Here is a 17,627-nt window from a genome sequence, read left to right as displayed (position 1 = left end):
CCGGCCTCCTAGAAGAACGTACGGATGTAGTCGACCACCGTGCCGTCGGCCTCCGCCACGGGGATGAGCACCCACTTGTCGAACGACGTGCACGGGTGGGACAACCCGAGTCCCACCCAGTCTCCCACTTCCAGATCGGCCTCCCCGGTGGTACGCAGCCACGCGTGCTGGTCGGACAGCCCGGTCACCGAGATCCCCTCGGCCGGGCGCTCGCGGCCGCGGCGGCGGACCACCTGGGCGAACGGCAGATCGAGGTCGTAGGCGGCGTCCCGCTTGCCCGCGTTGGTGAACGCCTGCTCGGGGGAGGGGCGCGAGACCACCTGCGTCCACAGCCGGAACGCCGGTTCCAGCGCGCCCTCCTCCGGGACCCGGTTGAAGGGGGTCAGCGTGCGGTAGTGGCCGTCATCGTGCGAGACGTACGCGCCCGAGCGCAGCAGCTTCAGAACGGGCGCGGAGAGCGTCGGGATCCCGGCGAGGACGTCCGCCACCGCATCGAACCAGGCGCTGCCGCCCGCACTCACCACGATCTCGTCGAGGCCCGCGAAGCGCCCCGCCTTGTCGAAGTCCACGGCGAGCGACACCAGCCGCCGCAGCCACGCGTGCACCCGCTCCGGATCCGCCTGCGGCACCTCGCCCTCGTACCCGGCCACCCCGACCAGCCGCAGCCCCCGCGCGCCCGCCACGGCATCGGCGACGGCGGCACACTCCGCCTCCGCCCGGACACCGGTGCGCGCGCCCTCTCCGGCGGCGAGCTCGACGACCACGTCGACGGGCCGGGAGACCCCGCCGAGCGCCGCGCCCATCAGCTCCACTCCGCGCACGGAGTCGACGCAGCAGACGAAGCGGAAACCGGGGTCGGTGTCCAGCTCCCGTGCGATCCACCGCAGGGCCGCCGCGTCCACCAGCTCGTTGGCGAGGAAGACGCGCTGGATGCCGAACGCCCGTGCCACCCGCACCTGGTGCGGAACGGCGAGCGTGATGCCCCAGGCACCGTGCTCCATCTGCCGGTGGAAGAGCTGGGGGGCCATGGACGTCTTGCCGTGCGGGGCGAAGGCGAGCCCGTGCCGGGCGGTGTACGTCTCCATCAGCTTCAGGTTGTGCTCCAGGCGCTCGGCGGAGAGCGCGAGCACGGGGGTGGTGAAGCCGTCGGTGAAGAGGTTGCGGCGCTGGGCGGCCAGCTCGCCGACGGTCAGGCCCTCGGCGTCCGGCGGGAGGCCCTTGAAGCGGTGGTCGACCCGTTCCTCGGTGAGATGGGTGAGAGCGTCGAGGACCATCAGAGCCTCCCTGTTCCGTAGCGTTGCATTATGTGCAACGCTCATTGCGTATATCGCTTACCGCTGTCTAACATCTCGGCCACGCGGGGTCAACGGACACCGCGTCACCCCGCAGCAGACGAGGAGCCCCGCCATCGTGACCGTCACCGGACCCCGCAACGCCCCCGACGTCGTGGACGTCGTCGCGCTCGGCGAGTCCATGGTGACGTTCCTGCCCTCCCGGCCCGGCCGCCTCGCCGACGTCCCGTCCTTCGACCGGGGGATCGGTGGCGCGGAGTCCAACGTGGCGTGCGTGCTCGCGGCGGCGGGGCACACCACCCGGTGGGTCAGCAGGGTGGGCGCCGACGGCTTCGGCGACCACCTCGTCGAGGCGATCGGCGGATACGGGGTCGACGTGTCCCACGTCCGCCGCGACCCGGACCGCCCGACCGGCGTCTACTTCCGCACGGCGGGCGACCGCTCGACCGACGCCCATGAGGTGGCCTACTACCGCGTGGGCTCGGCGGCCTCGGCGCTGTCGCCGGCCGGCGTGGACCTGGACGCGGTACGCGCCGGACGCGTCCTGCACCTGTCGGGCATCACGCCGGCGCTCTCGGCCGGCTGCCTGGCCCTGATCCGCGAGCTGATCGCCCCCCATCCCGCCCGCCCCCTGATCTCCTTCGACGTCAACCACCGCCCGGGCCTGTGGAACGACGGCCACGGCCCGGAGGTCCTGCTGGAACTGGCGCGAGGGGCGGACGTCGTCTTCGTGGGAGAGGACGAGGCGGAGGAAGCCTGGGGCATGACAGGCGGCCCCAACCGCATCCGTGCGGCTCTGCCCGAGCCGGAGACGCTGGTGGTCAAGCAAGGGGCACGGGGGGCCGTCGCCTTCCACGAGCCCGCGGGCAGCCGGGCCCGCCTCCTCCCCGGGGACAGTCGAGCCGCTGGGGCGATGGGGATCCCCCCGCTCATGGGGGTCCCCCCGCTCATGGGGGTCCCCCCGCTCATGGGGGTCCCCCCGCTCATGGGGGTCCCCCCGCTCATGGGGGTCCCCCCGCTCGAGCGAAGCCGAGAGTGGCGGAGAAGCCGAGAGTGGGGGAGAAGCCGAGATGGGGAGAGGGCGGGCGCCGGGGATACCCCCTCTGGGCGAGGCACCCCGCAAGCGCCGGGCTGCGCGGCATCCACCCGCCCAGCCACCACCGCGCCGGCCCTCAAAGTCGACGTGGTCGCGACAACCGGCGCCGGTGACGCCTTCGCCGCGGGCTTCCTCTCGGCAACCCTCCGCAACCTCCCGCTACGGGACCGAATGAGGCACGGCCACCTCATGGCGGCAGCCACCCTCACCGCCCCCGGCGACCTGGCGACACCCCCCACCCGCGCCCTCGCCGACCGCCTCGCCGCCCTCGACGACACCGCGTGGGGGAGACTGCGACTCGGCCCCGGCTGGACACAAGCCGAAGAGCACCCAGGGCCCGAGAAGGAGGCACGCACCCCATGAGCCAGACCGTAGACCGCGCCCTGAGCATCCTCCCGCTGCTCGCGGAAGGCCCCGCCGACCTCGGCCAGGTCGCCGACCGCCTCGGCGTGCACAAGTCCACCGCCCTGCGCCTCCTGCGCACCCTCCACGAACACGGCATGGTCTACCGGCAGTCCGACCAGCGCTACCGTCTCGGCGCCCGCCTCTTCGCCCTCGCCCAGGAGGCGATGGAGAACCTCGACGTCCGCGAAATCGCCCACGCCCACCTCGTACGCCTCAACGAGACCTGCGGACACACCGTCCACCTCGCCGTGTACGAGGAGAACGAGGTCCTCTACATCGACAAGGTGGAGAGCCGCTACCCGGTCCGCATGTACTCACGGATCGGCAAGCCCGTCGCGATCACCGTCGCGGCCGTCGCCAAGCTCCTCCTCGCCGACCTGCCCGAGCACGAGCGCCGCACCCTCGCGGAGAAGCTCGACTACCCCATGTACACGCCCCGTTCGACACCCCACGCCACCGCGTTCCTCCAGGAACTGGCCACAGTGCGCGAACAGGGCTGGGCCACCGACCTCGGCGGCCACGAGGAGTCCATCAACTGCGTCGCCGCACCGATCCGCGGCGCCGACGGCCGGGTGGTCGCCGCGATGTCGGTGTCCGCGCCGAACGTCGTCGTCACCGCCGACGAACTCCTCACCCTGCTCCCGCTGGTGCGCCGTACGGCGGACGCGATCAGCGGCGAGTACTCCGGCAGAACCCCAGTGAAGGACAGCTCCGCATGACCGAGAAGATCGCGCTCACTCCCCCGACCCACACCACCCCGCCCGCGAAGTTCTCCCACGGCGTCCGCAAGGGCAACATCCTCCAGGTCGCCGGGCAGGTCGGCTTCCTCCCCCACGAGGAGGGCTGGGCCCCCACCCCCGCCGGGCCGGGCCTGCGCGAGCAGACCCTCCAGACCTTCGCCAACGTCGAGGCGATCCTCGAGGAGGGCGGCGCGAGCTGGGACGACGTGATGATGATCCGCGTCTACCTCACCGACGTGGACCACTTCGCGGAGATGAACGAGATCTACAACGCCTACTTCGAGGAGCAGGGCCTCACCCAGCCGCCCGCCGCCCGCACGACCGTGTACGTCGGTCTGCCCGCCGGCCTCCTCATCGAGATCGACGCGCTCGCCGTCCTCGGCTGACGCGCCACCTCCCCCTCACCGCCGTACGTCGTCACGGCACGGTGTCCGCACCCCTGGGACGCCGTGCCGCGATCCCTCCTGCCCGAAAGCCCCATGCACTTAGCCAGAGGACCCCCGAATGCCCCATCCGTCCCTCCCGCTCGCCGCCTCCGCCGCGGAGACACCACCGCACACCGGAGGACTGCTCCTCCTCATCGACGGCACCGCGGGTCTGCTGACCGTCGCCGCCATCGGTATCGCGCTCCTGCTCTTCCTGATCATCAAGGTCCGGCTCCAGCCCTTCGTCGCGCTGCTCGGCGTCTCCATAGCCGTCGGTCTGATGGCCGGTCTGTCGGTCACCGAACTCTTCGGCACGGTCCAGCGCTCGGACGCGGTGTCCACCATCGAGTCCGGCATGGGCGGCATCCTCGGCCATGTCGCGATCATCATCGGCCTGGGCACGATGCTCGGCGCGATCCTCGAGGTCAGCGGCGGCGCCGAGGTGCTGGCGGGCCGCTTGCTTGGCCTGTTCGGCGAGAAGCGCGCGCCGCTCGCCATGGGCCTCACCGGTCTGATCTTCGGTGTCCCGGTCTTCTTCGACGTCGGCATCTTCGTCCTCGCGCCGATCGTGTACGCCGCCGCCAAGCGCTCCGGCAAGTCGATCCTGCTCTACTGCCTTCCCCTGCTCGCCGGTCTCTCGGTCACCCACGCGTTCCTGCCCCCGCACCCGGGACCGGTGGCCGCCGCCGGACTGCTCCAGGTCGACCTGGGCTGGGTCATCCTGATGGGCGTCGTCTGCGGGCTGCCGGCCGTCGTCGCCGCCTGGGTCTACTCCGCGTGGATCGGCAAGCGGATCTTCGTCGCCGTACCGCAGGACATGGTCGAGGCCGCGCAGGAGGCCAAGGACGCCGTCGTCGCCGAGCAGCGCGCCTCCGGCGTGGAACCGCGCGAGACGCCGGTGCCGCTCGGCACGGTCCTCGGCATCATCGGTACGCCGCTGCTGCTGATCCTCGCGGCGACCTTCTCCTCCATCGCCCTGGACCCCTCGACCCTGCGCTCGGTCGTCGAGTTCTTCGGCCACCCGTTCGTGGCGCTCACGCTCGCCCTGTTCCTGGCGTACTACCTGCTGGGCATCCGGCGCGGCTGGTCCCGCAAGTCCCTGGAGACCGTCTCCACGTCCTCGCTGAAGCCGGTCGGCAACATCCTGCTGGTGGTCGGCGCGGGCGGTGTCTTCGGCGCGGTCCTCAAGGGCAGCGGGGTCGCCCAGGCGCTGTCCGACACCTTCAACGACGTCGGCCTCCCGGTGATCGTCCTCTCGTACCTGATCTCCGTGGTGCTGCGGGTCGCGCAGGGCTCGGCGACCGTGGCGATCGTGACGACGGCGGGCATCGTGGCCCCGCTGCTGGCCGAGGGGGACCACTCGCAGGCGTTCGTGGCGCTCGTCATCATGGCCATCTCGGCGGGCTCGATCTTCGCCTCGCACGTCAACGACGGCGGCTTCTGGATGGTCGCCAAGTACTTCGGCATCAGCGAGCGGGACACGCTCAAGACGTGGACGGTGCTGGAGAGCGTGCTGTCCGTGGCCGGGTTCGTGGTCGCCGCGGCGCTCAGCCTGGCCGTGTGAACCGTGGTGCCCGTGTAGGCGTCCGATAACGAAGTTGGGGCTGGCTGTGCCCGGCACGGGTTTGTCGACCATACTCCTGCGGTGTGGAGCAGCGTATAGGTTCGAGCAGCCAGCCCCTGGAAGGCGCCGGGTTCGACCCGGCATTCATCCCCGGGCTCACCTCGCCCGCGTCCGGCCGGGAGGAGGTCGCCAAGGCGAAGACGGACGATCCGGAGGACGACACGGCACCCGAGGCGGAGGCCGCCGGGGACTCCGGCGCTTCGGAATCCGCCGATGGGTCCACGGGTGGGTCCACGGATGATCCCGCGGACCCCGAAGCCGCCGAAGTCCGCGAAGGAGCCGAGGAGGACCCGGAACCCGCCCCCGACGGTCCCGTCTTCGAGGCGTCCGACCGCCGTGCCCGGGTCGTCGCCGACCACAGCGGCGTCCGCCTGCGCCTGGACGACCAGGAGTGCGAGTTCCGCTGGGACGAGATCGGCGCGGTGGAGACGGAGACCGCCCGCTTCGGCAAGCGGTACACGGTCACCGTCCACACCCCCGACCGCCGCTGGTACTTCCTCGAGATCGAGGCCGACTCCAGGAGCCGCTTCGCCGAGTGGGACGCCGGACTGGACGCGGTCCTGGACGAGTACTTCGACGAGGACGCGGACAGGGCGGCGGAGGACGCGGACAAGGCCGCGGACGACTCCGAGGATTCCAAGGAGTCAGAGGATTCCAAGGATTCCAAGAAGTCCAAGGAGTCGTCGTCCTGAACGGCAGCGGCTAGCCGCAGTACTGCCCCTCCTTGCCGATGGAGCGGTACATGCAGTCGGCGTTCTCCAGGAGCTGGAGCACGGCGTCCCGGTTACGGGACGTCTCCCGCTCGATGACCTCGTCGGGCGGGTAGAAACCGCCGTTCCAGGAGGACGTCGGATACATCTCGAAGGTGTAGCCGAAGATCTTGTGCGCGCCCCAGAGGTAGTCGTCGATCGATCCGTCCGTGATGTACAGGTCGCTGGACTGCTGGGGCGTGTAGCCGTTGCTCGCGGCCATCTTCTGGCCGACGGCCTTGAACGCGGCGTGGTCGTCGGCCGTCATGCCGGTCGTGGTGTCGGAGTAGGTGTAGCCGAACGGCCACAGCACCAGCTCGCTGTAGGTGTGGAAGTCGATGCCGGCCGCGATCTGCTGGACCCCGCCCACGACCCGGCTGCGCACGAAGTCGGCGACGACCTTCACCTCGGGCGCCGACTCCGGGGCCGAACCCCGGTAGGTGTCGGAGGACTTGGAGCCCGAGGAGCCGCCGCAGCAGCCCCAGCGGTAGTCCCAGTTGCGGTTCAGGTCGGTCCCGACGTACGACGAACCGGAGTTGGGCTGGCGGTTCTTGCGCCAGGAGCGGTAGGAGCCGGAGGCGATGTCGTACTCGCCGCCGTCCGGGTTGAGGTCCGGGACGATCCAGATCTCCCGCCCGTTCACCATGTTCGTGATCCGGGAGTCGCTGCCGTATCCCGCGCCGAGTTCGCGCAGCAGGTACAGGGCCATCTCCACGGTGAGGTGTTCGCGGGCGTGCTGGTGGTGGGTGAAGAGGACCTCGGGCTCGTTCTCGTCGGTGGCCACGTTGTCGCTGATCTTGATGGCGACGATGTCCCGGCCCTGGTAGGACTTGCCGATCACCCGCTTGCTCATGAGGGACGGGTACGCCGCCAGCCGCTGGTCGATCTCCGCGTTCATCTCGGCGTAGTTGTGGTAGCGGGAGTCGGCCGAGGGGAAGTCGTACAGGCGCACCCCGTCGGCGGCGGACGAGCGGTCCGGTGCCGCGCCCAACGGCGTGACCTCGTAACCCTGTCGGCGCAGTGTGCGGATCTGGTCCGCGCGTCCGGAGACGACCACGGTCTCCTCGTCGGCCTCGTCCACGGTGACCCCGGACCGCTGGATCGCCGTACGGGTCAGTGCGGTGGTGTGCCGGTGGATCTCGTACTGGCGGATGTCGTCGGCCGAGGGCACCGGCCGGTCGGCGCTGTCGGCGCCGGCCTGGCCGGCCGTCAGCGCCAGGGGGGCCGCGAGGGCGAGGGCGAGAAGGGTGGCGAGCGCGGCGGAGCGTCTGCCGCGTGGGCGGTGTCGCATGAAATCTCCTTGTGGGAGGTGGGGGTTGTCCATGGCGACGTGCGTGGTGCGGTGCGGCCATCGTCAGTGGGTGACGTGCTCAGGTCAAGATAGGGAATCCGGTCGGCGGTCCGGCCGGACGTATCCGGTGAAGATCCCCGCACGCCCCCTTGTCCGACCGGCGCCCATCCGCTTTCTTGACCCCATGGCGGACACCACGGGAGACACCCAGGACACCGGTGCGGCGACCGCGCCCGGCCCCCACCCGCGCACATCCAGCTGGCGCCACATCGGCCCGGGCATCGTCGTCGCCGCGACCGGAGTGGGCGCCGGCGACCTCGTGGCCACCCTCATCGCCGGCAGCAACTTCGGCTACACACTGCTGTGGGCCGCGGTCCTCGGCTGCCTCGTGAAGATCTCCCTCGCGGAGGCGTGCGGCCGGTGGCATCTGTCCACCGGCCGCACGCTCTTCGACGGCTGGGCGAGCATCGGCCGCTGGACGACGTGGTTCTTCGCCGTCTACGCGGTGATCTGGGGCTTCGTCTACGGCGCGGCGGCGATGTCGTCCAGCGCCCTGCCGCTGCAGGCACTGTTCCCGGACGTGATGGACCTCGAATGGTGGGGCATCGCCTGCGGTCTGGTCGGCCTGCTCTTCGTCTGGTTCAACAAGTACAACGTCTTCGAGAAGGTCATGACCGTCCTGGTGGGCGTCATGTTCGTGGTGACCGTCTACCTGGCGATCCGGGTGACACCGAACCTCGGCGACGCCTTCGCCGGCCTTCTCCCCGTCCTCCCCGACGAGAAGGACTCGGTCCTCAACACCCTCGGCCTGATCGGCGGCGTCGGCGGCACCATCACCCTGGCCGCCTACGGCTACTGGGTCAACGCCAAGGGCTGGACGAACAGCGGCTGGATGAAGATCATGCGCCTGGACAACCGGGTCGCCTACGCCACCACCGGCATCTTCGTCGTCGCGATGCTGCTCGTCGGCGCCGAGCTGCTGCACTCGGCGAACATCGCGATCGCGAGCGGTGACAAGGGCCTGATGCAGCTCGGCGGCATCCTGGAGGACCAGTACGGCACGGCGACCGGCAAGCTCTTCCTGATCGGCTTCTTCGCCACCTCCTTCACCTCCCTCATCGGCGTCTGGCACGGAGTGAGCCTGATGTTCGCCGACTTCCTGGCCCGGCAGCGCGGCGAACGGGAGGCGCGGGGCGACGTGCTGGCCTCCGGGCGCCGGGAACGATCCTGGGCCTTCCGCGCCTACCTGCTCTGGCTCACGTTCCCGCCCATGATCCTGCTCTTCCAGGACGAACCCTTCCGCCTGATCATCATCTACGGCGTCCTGGGCGCCGCCTTCATGCCGTTCCTCGCCCTCACCCTGATGTGGCTCCTCAACTCCTCCCGCACACCCCGCGAGTGGCGCAACGGCCCGCTCAGCAACGGCATGCTGGCCGTCGCGGGCCTGCTGTTCCTCGTCCTGTGCGTGAAGCAGGTCTGGGACCAGCCGTGGGCGGAGTTCTTCTGACGGCGGCCGGCCGCGCTACCGCAGCTCCTCCCGCGCGGGGCTGAGCGCGATCTCCTTCAGCTGTCCGACGGCCGGCGCCGGGGCGTCGCGGGTGGCGTCCTGGCCGCCCTGGGCCCCGCGAAACGGAGCGGCCCCGCCCACAGTGCTGTGGACGGGGCCGAGGGCTTGGGGCCGGCCGTGGTTAGGGCAGGGCGTGGACGTGCGGGCCCACCGCGTTCGACCAGGCGTTGTTCGCCGTGGCGTCCCAGTTGGTGGACCAGGTCATCGCGCCGCGCAGGGACGGGTAGGTCTTCGACGGCTTGAAGGTGCCGCAGTTGGTGCCCTTGGTCAGGCAGTCCAGGGCGTTGTTCACCACGGACGGGGAGACGTAGCCGCTGCCCGCGCCCCGGGTCGAGGCCGGCAGACCCAGACCCACCTGGGACGGGTCGAGGCCGCCCTCCAGCTGGATGCAGGCGAGCGCGGTCAGGAAGTCCACCGTGCCCTGGCTGTAGACCTTGCCGTCACAGCCCAGCATCGAACCGCTGTTGTAGTACTGCATGTTGACGACCGTGAGGATGTCCTTCACGTTCAGCGCGGTACGGAAGTACGAGCCGGACGTCGACTGCATGTCGATGGTCTGCGGGGCCATGGTGAGGATCATGGACGGGCCGGCCTTCGCCGACAGCGAGCGCAGCGCCTGCGTCATGTAGGTGGCGTTGAGACCGTTCTCCAGGTCGATGTCGACGCCGTCGAAGCCGTACTCCTGCATCACGGCGTACACCGAGTCGGCGAAGTTCGCCGCGGAGGCCGAGTCGTTCACCGAGACGGTGCCCTTCTCGCCGCCGACCGAGATAATGACCTTCTTGCCGGCCGCCTGCTTGGCGCGGATGTCCGACTTGAACTGCTCGACGGTGTAGCCGTTCAGGCCCGCCGAGTCCAGGTTGAAGGTGACGGCGCCCGGGGTGCCGGTCGCGTCGGCGAAGGCGACCGCGATGATGTCGTACTGGGAGGAGACATCGGAGATCTTCTGGACCGCCGCGCCGTTGTTGAAGTTCTGCCAGTAGCCGGTCACCGCGTGCCTGGGCAGGTCGCCGCCACCGCCCCCGCCGCTCTCCTTCGTCCGCGCGGACACCGCCGTCGACTTGGGCGACTCGCCCGCCGCGTTGGCCGCCGCGACCTGGAAGGAGTACGACGTCGAGGCCGCGAGCCCGGTCACCGTCGCCGAGGTGCCCGAGACCGCCGTCACCTTCGTTCCGTCGCGGTAGATGGTGTAGCCCGTCGCCCCCGACACCGCGTTCCAGGCCAGTGACACCGAGGAGGACGTCGTACCGGAGACGCCGAGGCCGCCCGGGGTGCCCGGGACCGTGGGCTCCGGGTCGCCTCCGCCGCCCCCGGCGGGGCCGAACACCGACAGGTCGTCCAGGTGGTACGCCGCCTGGCCGTACCAGCCGTGGGTGTAGACGGTCACCGAGGTGGTGGAGGAGCCGGTGGTGAAGCTCGTCGACAGTTGCTTCCAGTTGCCGGAGTCCGGGGTCCAGGTGGACACGTCCGTCGTGCCGGTGCCGGTGACGCCCAGGTAGGCGTACCCGCCCTGCACCCAGCCGCTCAGCTGGTACGTGGAGTTGGGCTTCACCGCGACGCTCTGGGAGCAGCGGGCGTTGTCCTGACCGGCCGGGGTGGCCCTGAGCGCGGCCGTGCCGCCGTGCACCGGGGAGGAGACGGTGCTTCCGCTGTTCGCCGAACAGGTCCAGTTGCTCAGGCCCGCCTCGAAGCCGGCGTTCTTGGCGTTGTTGACGTCCGCCGCGGATGCCTGTCCCGCTCCGGCGAGGGGAAGGGCGAGGGCGAGGGCGGAGACGAGAGCTCCGGCCCAGACGCGTCTGCTGCGGCCGGGCGTTCCTGGTACGCGGTCCACTGGGGCCTCCGGTGGGGGAAGTTGGGAGGGAGAAGCGACGGTGGCCACCGTTGGAGGAACAAGGTGGTCCAGACCAATCCCCTTGTCAATAGGTCCAGACCGGAATCGCCGGTGCGGGGGCGGGGAGAAGCCCTTCGCCGGGCCGGGCGGGAGTAGGCCCGTCGCCGGAAGGGAAGCGTGGGGCCGAGGGGTCCGGGCGGGCTCCGGCGTCAAGTCGGTCCACAGGACCCGCACCATCGGGTCCCGATCGAGACCGTGAGATGCTCGGCCTGTCCCGATTTGACGCGTCTTGTACACCAGGAGTTGCTGTTCGGCTACACCATCGCTGTTCTCCGGCCACGGACCCGCGGTTACAGTGCTCACGTAGTCACGCAGTGAAGTCGCCGGAGTGCATCGGAGTAACACCCCGGCGGGCTGCCGGGATGGGGAGAACGGGGAGCCGCGCGTGTCAACTGCCATCGCCGTGACCGGCGCCGACATGGCGTTACCGGCCCAGGACGAGCGAACCCTGCCCGCCGTCGTGCTGCGGGACATCGACACCCGCCCGCTGGAACAGGCGCTGGCCGAGATGCAGATGCTCATCGAGCAGCACGGGCATGTCATCGTCGTCTGTTCCCGGACCGCCCCCACCGCCGTCCAGCGGAGGCTGCACACCCTGCGCTCGCTCCTGGAGAGCGACCGGATAGCGCTCTTCCGTCCCGATCTGCCCCCGCTGGGACTGGCGGTCCTGGCCCGCCAGTTGCGTCAGCTCGCCTCCTGCGACCTCAGCCCCGGCGTCCTCGCCTCGGCCGGCCGCCTGCTGATCCACTACATCCACTCCGGGGCGCTGCTCGGCTCCGTCGCCCGGCTCGACCGCGTCCCCGTGAACCTGAAGCAGCACGCCAAGTCGTGGATGCCCGGGAGTCAGTTCGCCGTACTCGCCCACCCACAGCCCCAGCTCGTCCGACTTGCCCCCGAAGCCTCCCTGGACGGTCCGGAGTTCGGCACCTGGATGCTGGTCGCGAAGGGTCAGCTGCAGTCCGACTGGGTCTCCGCGACCCTGGCACCGGCCTGGAAGGTGCAGGGCCTGCGCGAGGCGCCGCTGCCCGCCGAGTCCCCGGGCTGGTGGGGGACCGGCAAGGTCATCGAGTTCTGCACCTATCTGCCCGACCTCTCCGTCCTGTACCAGCTGGTCACCTCCGTGCGGCGCGGCACCTGCCACTGGTGCGGCATCGACGTCATCGGCGACCGGTGCGTGTTCTGTTCCGCCGTACCGCCCGCCCCCGAGGGCACACCCGCCCTCACCCACCGCACCTGACCCGTCCGTCCACCGCACCAGCCCGCCCGATTCCGCTCGACCGATATCCCCGATGAGGTTGTACGGTTCATGAACTCCCGTCAGCGCCGAGGCGTGATACTCCTGCTCCTGTCGGTCCTGTGCGCCCTCGGTGCGTTCGCCGGCGTGCTCTCCGTCATCAGCGACGTGAAGTCCAAGGTCGGCCCCGAGGTCACCGCGTACCGGCTGAAGTCCGACATCGCGCCCTACACCGCGCTCGGCACGGGCCAGTTCGAGAAGATCGAGATGCCCGAGCGGTGGCTGTCGGAGAACGCCGTCACCGACCTCGACGACATCCGCGGCAAGATCGCCGTGACCACCCTGCAGGAGGGTTCCCTGCTGCAGAGCGACATGATCGTGAACCAGCCCGAGCTGCAGCCCGGACAGCAGGAGGTCGCCATCATGATCGACGCGGCCACCGGCGTCGCCGGCAAGATCACACCGGGCTCGTCGGTCAACGTCTACGCGACCTTCGAGGGCGAGCGCGAGGGCGACCCCGCCCAGTCGAAGATCATCGTGACCAACGCCAAGGTCCTCGACGTGGGCCGGCTCACCGCGCTCCAGCCCGACGAGAACGACCGCGGCCGGCAGCCCACCGACGCCGTGCCGATCACCTTCGCGCTGTCCGCCATCGACGCCCAGCGCATCACCTACGCCGAGTCGTTCGCCCAGCGGGTCCGGCTCGCGCTGGTCGCTCCCGGAGGCGACACCACCGTCCCCGAGAAGGACCGGACGTACGAACTCGCGAAGGACAAGTGAGAGCCGCATGCCCACCAGGATCCTCCCGGCAGTCGGCGACGCGGACGCGGTCCGGTCCATCACCACACTGCTCAGCCAGCTCCCGGACGCCGAGCCGGTGGCCCCGGTGGTCGACTCCACCCAGCTCGTCGACACCCTTGCGCGTCTGGCCGCCGAGTCCGTCGACGAGCTGCCCGAGGTCGTGGTCGTGCACGAACGGATCGGCCCGGTCCCCGCACTGGAGCTGATCCGCGAAGTCGCCCTGCGCTTCCCCTCCGTCGGCGTCATCCTCGTCACCTCCGACGTGAGCCCCGGCCTCTTCCAGGCCGCCATGGACTACGGAGCCCGCGGACTGGTCGCCCTCCCGCTCAGCTACGAGGAACTCGCCAGCCGCGTCCAGGCCGTCGCCCAGTGGTCGGTCGGCGTACGCCGTCATCTGGGCGCGGCCGTCGATGTGTTCACCGGCGTCGGCGGCACCGTCGTCACCGTCAGCGGATCCAAGGGCGGCGTGGGCACGACCCTGACCGCCATCCAGCTCGCCCTCGCCGCCCAGGCCTCCGGCCGCGGCACCGCCCTGGTCGACATGGACCTCCAGACCGGCGACATCGCCTCCTACCTGGATGTCCAGTTCCGCCGCTCCGTCGTCGACCTCGCCGCCGTGAACGACATCTCCCCGCGCGTCCTCGCCGACGCCGTCTTCCGCCACGACACGGGCGTCACCCTGCTGCTCGCCCCCGCCGAGGGCGAACGCGGCGAGGACGTCACCGACCGCGCCACCCGCCAGATCGTCAGCGCCCTGCGCTCCCGCTACGAGGTCGTCGTCATCGACTGCGGCGCCCAGCTCGGCGGCGCCGGTGCGGCGGCGGTGGAGATGGCCGACCGGGCCCTGCTGGTCACCACCCCCGACGTCGTCGCCGTCCGGGGCGCCAAGCGGGCGGTGCGGATGTGGGACCGGCTGCAGATCCGCAAGGCGGAGGAGACCACGATCGTCGTCAACCGGCACACCCGGACCACGGAGATCCAGCCCCCGCTCATCCAGAGGATCACCGGCACGACGGTGGCGGCCACCACCGTCCCCGCCCACTTCAAGGAACTCCAGAGCGTCGTGGACGCCGGCCGTGTCCACGAACTGGAGAGCAAGAGCACGGTGAAGCAGGCCCTGTGGGGCCTGGCCGGTGAACTCGGCCTGGTCAAGGCCACCGAGGGCGCCCACAAGGGCGGCCGGCTGCGCGGCGACCGGGGGTCGGTGAGCTTCCGGCGGAAGAAGGACGGCGGGGGATAAGGGGATGAAGGGGCTGAGGGCGATGAGCGTGACGGACTTACGTCGGCACTGTGACCGGGGCCGCGACCGGCACTGTGACCGGGGCCGCGACCGGCACTGTGACCATGACCGGGGCCGCGACCGGGGCCAGGTGACCATCGAGTTCCTCGGCATGACCCCGACGATCCTCATCACGCTGGTGGTGCTGTGGCAGCTCGTGCTCGTGGGGTACACCTTCACTCTCGCGGGGAATGCTGCGGACGAGGCGGTACGGGCGGCGACGGCGGCGACACCGGGCGCACGCCAGGGCGCCTGCCAGGAGGCCGGTCTCGACAAGCTGTCGGAAGCGTGGGCGGGGGGAGCGACCGTGAACTGTGCGACGGCAGGCGGCTTCGTCACCGCCGACGTGAAGCTGACCGTCCCGATTCTCTTCCCGGGCACCGTGTCCTTCCCCTTCGACGTGGAGGGCCATGCGGGCGCGGTCGAGGAGGAGGACTGACATGCCGTTTCGACGGAGCCGTCGCCTCCGGGACCGGCGGGACCGCGACCGCGGCCAGGCGGCGCTCGAGTACCTGGGCTTTCTCCCCGTTCTGCTCATCGTCGGCATGGCCGTCGTGCAACTGGGCCTGATCGCGTACACCGCCCAGCAGGCGGGCACCGCGGCGCGGGCGGGAGCGCGCAGCGCGTCGCTGGACCGGGGCGCCGGAGGGGCCTGCACGGCCGCCGTCAGCTCCTGGCTGGCCGACGGCACCGACTGCGCGGCGGCGGAGTTCGGCAAGGAGGTCACCGTCATCGCCACGGTCGAGATCCCGTCGATCGTTCCGGGCTGGGACTTCGGCCCCGCCCGCAAGACCGCCACGATGCCGGTGGACCACTGACGCGTTGAGGAACAGGGAACAGGGACCAGGAACAGGGACCAGGAACAAGGGCAGGAACAAGGGCAGGAACAGGGACCAGGAACAAGGACGACCAGGAACAAGGACGAGGAGCAAGCGACTCATGAGCCTGCGGGCACGCATCAACTCCCCCGAGGAGAAGGCCGGACGGGGCGAGGACGGCCAGATGGTCGCCTCCTACCGTGCCAAGCTCCTGGAGGAGATCGACCTCGCGGAGATGAGCTCGCTGGCCGCGGCCGAACGCCGGGCCCGGCTGGAACGCGTCCTCGGCCACATCATCAGCCGCGAGGGCCCGGTCCTGTCGACCGTCGAACGCTCCCAGCTGATCCGCCGCGTCGTCGACGAGGCCCTCGGCCTCGGCATCCTTGAGCCCCTGCTGGAGGACGCGTCGATCACCGAGATCATGGTGAACGGCCCCGACGCGATCTTCGTGGAGCGCGGTGGCCGGGTGGAGCAGCTCCCCATGCGGTTCGCCTCCAACGACCAGCTCATGCAGACGATCGAACGCATCGTCTCCACCGTCAACCGCCGCGTCGACGAGTCCAACCCCATGGTCGACGCCCGCCTCCCCTCCGGCGAGCGCGTCAACGTCATCATCCCGCCGCTGTCCCTGACCGGCGCCACCCTCACCATCCGCCGCTTCCCGCGCTCCTTCACCCTCCAGGAACTCATCGGCCTCGGCTCGCTCGACGAACCCATGCTGTACCTGCTCGCCGGACTGGTGCAGGCACGCTTCAACGTCATCGTGTCGGGCGCGACCGGCACCGGGAAGACGACCCTCCTCAACGCCCTCTCGGGCCTGATCCCCGAGGGCGAACGCATCATCACCATCGAGGACTCCGCCGAACTCCAGCTCCAGCAGCCGCACGTCATCCGACTGGAGTCCCGCCCGCCGAACGTCGAGGGCAAGGGCAAGATCACCATCCGCGACCTGGTCCGCAACTCCCTGCGCATGCGCCCCGACCGCATCGTCGTCGGTGAGGTCCGCGGCGGCGAGTCGCTGGACATGCTCCAGGCCATGTCCACCGGCCACGACGGCTCCCTCGCCACCGTCCACGCCAACAGCGCCGAGGACGCGCTGATGCGCCTGCAGACCCTCGCCTCCATGTCCGACGTCGAGATCCCGTTCGTCGCCCTGCACGACCAGATCAACAGCGCCGTCGACGTGATCGTCCAGCTCACCCGTTTCGCCGACGGCGCCCGCCGCATCACCGAGATCGCCCTGCTGGAGAGCCACGGCGGAGAGCCGTACCGGCTGGCCACGGCCGCCCGCTTCCACGCGCGGCCCATGGCCGCCGACGGCCGCGTCCACGGCGCCTTCGACTACTACCCGCTCCCGCGCCGCACCGCCGACCGCCTCTACATGGCGAGCCAGCCGATCCCGCAGGCGTTCGGCATCGCCCAGTCCGCCGACCAGCTCGCCACCAGAGAAGCCAGGTAGGAACCGCCCATGGATCTGCAGAACCTGATCACGCTGACCACCGGCGTCACACTGCTGGCCTGTGTCCTCGCGGTCGTCGGTGTGCATTCCTACGCCTCCGGCAGGGCGCAGCGGCAGGCGCTGGTGGACCGCCTCTCGGCCACCGGCCAGATCCCGGTCGTCGGCCGCCGACGCCACTTCCCCACCCTGGACCGCCGCCTGCGCCGCACCGGGCTCGGCCGCAAGCTGGAACTGCGCCTGCTGGCCACCGGCCTGGACGTGACCCCCGGCGAGTTCTTCGCCGCCATGCTCGCCACCGTCGCCGGACTCTGGCTGATCGGCCAGTCCACCCTGGCGCCGTTCTTCGGCCCGATCGCCGGTCTCCTCGGCATCTGGGCGGCTTGGCAGTTCCTCAACTGGCAACGTCAGAAGCGCATCGAACGGTTCATCAACCAGCTCCCGGAGTTGGCCCGCATCCTGGCCAACGCCACCCAGGCCGGCCTGGCGCTCCGTACGGCCATCGGCATGGCGGCGGAGGAACTGGAGGCCCCGGCGGGCGAGGAACTGGCCAACGTCGCCAACCAGTTGGCGGTGGGTGCCTCCATGGACGACGCCCTCGGCGAACTCGCCGACCGCCTCCCCTCCCGCGAACTGGTCGTCCTGGTCACCACCCTGGTGCTGTCCAACCGGGCGGGCGGGCAGGTGGTGAGCGCGCTGCGCAACCTGACGGAGACGCTGGAGGAGCGGAAGGAGACCCGGCGGGAGGTCCGTACGCAGCTCTCCCAGGTCAGCATGACGTCGTACGCCGTTCCCGTCCTCGGTGTCGGCTCGTTGTTCCTGATGAACGGCGTGAAGGACGGCGCTCTGGAGCGCATGACCGGCTCACCGGCCGGCCAGGCCGCGGTGATCACCGCCTTCGGGCTGTACGCCGTCGGCTTCGTCCTCATCCGCCGACTGTCCCGCATCGACGTCTGACC

Annotated in this window: 16 protein-coding genes; 13 read left to right on the top strand and 3 right to left on the bottom strand. The window is 70.5% G+C overall.

Annotated elements, in window-relative coordinates; genetic code table 11:
• Nucleotides 1-8 precede the first annotated feature (8 nt).
• On the bottom strand, nt 9-1,274 hold the full coding sequence (locus ACZ5C2_RS29225; RefSeq protein WP_468797875.1) for an amino acid deaminase: 1,266 nt from the start codon (nt 1,272-1,274) through the stop codon (nt 9-11).
• Nucleotides 1,275-1,410: 136 nt separating this feature from the next.
• On the opposite strand from ACZ5C2_RS29225, the gene ACZ5C2_RS29220 reads away from it, so the two are divergent.
• From ACZ5C2_RS29220 to ACZ5C2_RS29200, 5 genes are all read left to right on the top strand, one after another.
• Nucleotides 1,411-2,751, top strand: a complete 1,341-nt coding sequence (locus ACZ5C2_RS29220) for a sugar kinase (protein ID WP_468797872.1) — start codon at nt 1,411-1,413, stop codon at nt 2,749-2,751.
• Nucleotides 2,748-3,512, top strand: a complete 765-nt coding sequence (locus ACZ5C2_RS29215) for an IclR family transcriptional regulator (RefSeq protein WP_468797869.1) — start codon at nt 2,748-2,750, stop codon at nt 3,510-3,512. The genes ACZ5C2_RS29220 and ACZ5C2_RS29215 overlap by 4 nt, the downstream gene beginning before the upstream one ends.
• The gene (locus ACZ5C2_RS29210) at nt 3,509-3,919 is read left to right on the top strand and encodes a RidA family protein (RefSeq protein ID WP_468797866.1); all 411 of its coding nucleotides are present in this window, start codon (nt 3,509-3,511) and stop codon (nt 3,917-3,919) included. Before ACZ5C2_RS29215 ends, ACZ5C2_RS29210 begins: the two co-directional genes overlap by 4 nt.
• 118 nt (nt 3,920-4,037) lie before the next feature.
• On the top strand, nt 4,038-5,522 hold the full coding sequence (locus tag ACZ5C2_RS29205) for a GntP family permease (RefSeq protein WP_468797863.1): 1,485 nt from the start codon (nt 4,038-4,040) through the stop codon (nt 5,520-5,522).
• Between the two features lie 83 nt (nt 5,523-5,605).
• Entirely contained in the window at nt 5,606-6,274 is a 669-nt protein-coding gene (locus ACZ5C2_RS29200; protein ID WP_468797860.1) for a hypothetical protein, read from the top strand.
• A 10-nt stretch (nt 6,275-6,284) separates the two neighbouring features.
• Here ACZ5C2_RS29200 and ACZ5C2_RS29195 read toward each other — a convergent pair whose 3' ends face one another.
• Nucleotides 6,285-7,622: a M14 family metallopeptidase gene (locus ACZ5C2_RS29195; RefSeq protein WP_468797857.1), complete on the bottom strand. Its 1,338-nt coding sequence runs from the start codon at nt 7,620-7,622 to the stop codon at nt 6,285-6,287.
• A gap of 184 nt (nt 7,623-7,806) precedes the next feature.
• On the opposite strand from ACZ5C2_RS29195, the gene ACZ5C2_RS29190 reads away from it, so the two are divergent.
• Nucleotides 7,807-9,129 carry an Nramp family divalent metal transporter gene (locus tag ACZ5C2_RS29190; protein WP_468797854.1) on the top strand — a complete coding sequence of 441 codons (1,323 nt, stop codon included), beginning with the start codon at nt 7,807-7,809 and terminating at the stop codon, nt 9,127-9,129.
• Between the two features lie 181 nt (nt 9,130-9,310).
• Here the strand turns inward: ACZ5C2_RS29190 and ACZ5C2_RS29185 are convergent, their stop codons facing one another.
• Nucleotides 9,311-11,020, bottom strand: coding sequence for a chitinase (locus ACZ5C2_RS29185; RefSeq protein ID WP_468797851.1), 1,710 nt, complete (start codon nt 11,018-11,020; stop codon nt 9,311-9,313).
• Nucleotides 11,021-11,483: 463 nt separating this feature from the next.
• On the opposite strand from ACZ5C2_RS29185, the gene ACZ5C2_RS29180 reads away from it, so the two are divergent.
• The 7 genes from ACZ5C2_RS29180 (at nt 11,484) to ACZ5C2_RS29150 (ending at nt 17,625) form a co-directional block, all read left to right on the top strand.
• Entirely contained in the window at nt 11,484-12,317 is an 834-nt protein-coding gene (locus ACZ5C2_RS29180) for a hypothetical protein (RefSeq protein WP_468798108.1), read from the top strand.
• A 69-nt stretch (nt 12,318-12,386) separates the two neighbouring features.
• Nucleotides 12,387-13,094, top strand: coding sequence for a Flp pilus assembly protein CpaB (gene cpaB / locus ACZ5C2_RS29175; protein WP_468797848.1), 708 nt, complete (start codon nt 12,387-12,389; stop codon nt 13,092-13,094).
• Nucleotides 13,095-13,101: 7 nt separating this feature from the next.
• Nucleotides 13,102-14,355 carry an AAA family ATPase gene (locus tag ACZ5C2_RS29170; protein WP_468797845.1) on the top strand — a complete coding sequence of 418 codons (1,254 nt, stop codon included), beginning with the start codon at nt 13,102-13,104 and terminating at the stop codon, nt 14,353-14,355.
• A 151-nt stretch (nt 14,356-14,506) separates the two neighbouring features.
• Nucleotides 14,507-14,833, top strand: coding sequence for a pilus assembly protein (locus tag ACZ5C2_RS29165; protein ID WP_468798105.1), 327 nt, complete (start codon nt 14,507-14,509; stop codon nt 14,831-14,833).
• 1 nt (nt 14,834) lies between these two features.
• A complete protein-coding gene (locus tag ACZ5C2_RS29160; protein ID WP_468797842.1) occupies nt 14,835-15,212 on the top strand; it encodes a TadE/TadG family type IV pilus assembly protein in 378 nt (125 codons plus the stop codon).
• A 121-nt stretch (nt 15,213-15,333) separates the two neighbouring features.
• Complete coding sequence (locus tag ACZ5C2_RS29155; RefSeq protein WP_468797839.1) at nt 15,334-16,671, top strand: CpaF family protein; 1,338 nt, start codon at nt 15,334-15,336, stop codon at nt 16,669-16,671.
• Nucleotides 16,672-16,680: 9 nt separating this feature from the next.
• On the top strand, nt 16,681-17,625 hold the full coding sequence (locus ACZ5C2_RS29150) for a type II secretion system F family protein (RefSeq protein ID WP_468797836.1): 945 nt from the start codon (nt 16,681-16,683) through the stop codon (nt 17,623-17,625).
• Nucleotides 17,626-17,627 lie beyond the last annotated feature (2 nt).

The sequence above is a fragment of the Streptomyces sp. NPDC031365 genome, assembly GCF_055569765.1.
The sequence above is the reverse complement of the archived record's forward strand: the minus strand, read 5'-3'. Positions and strand labels throughout refer to the sequence as shown.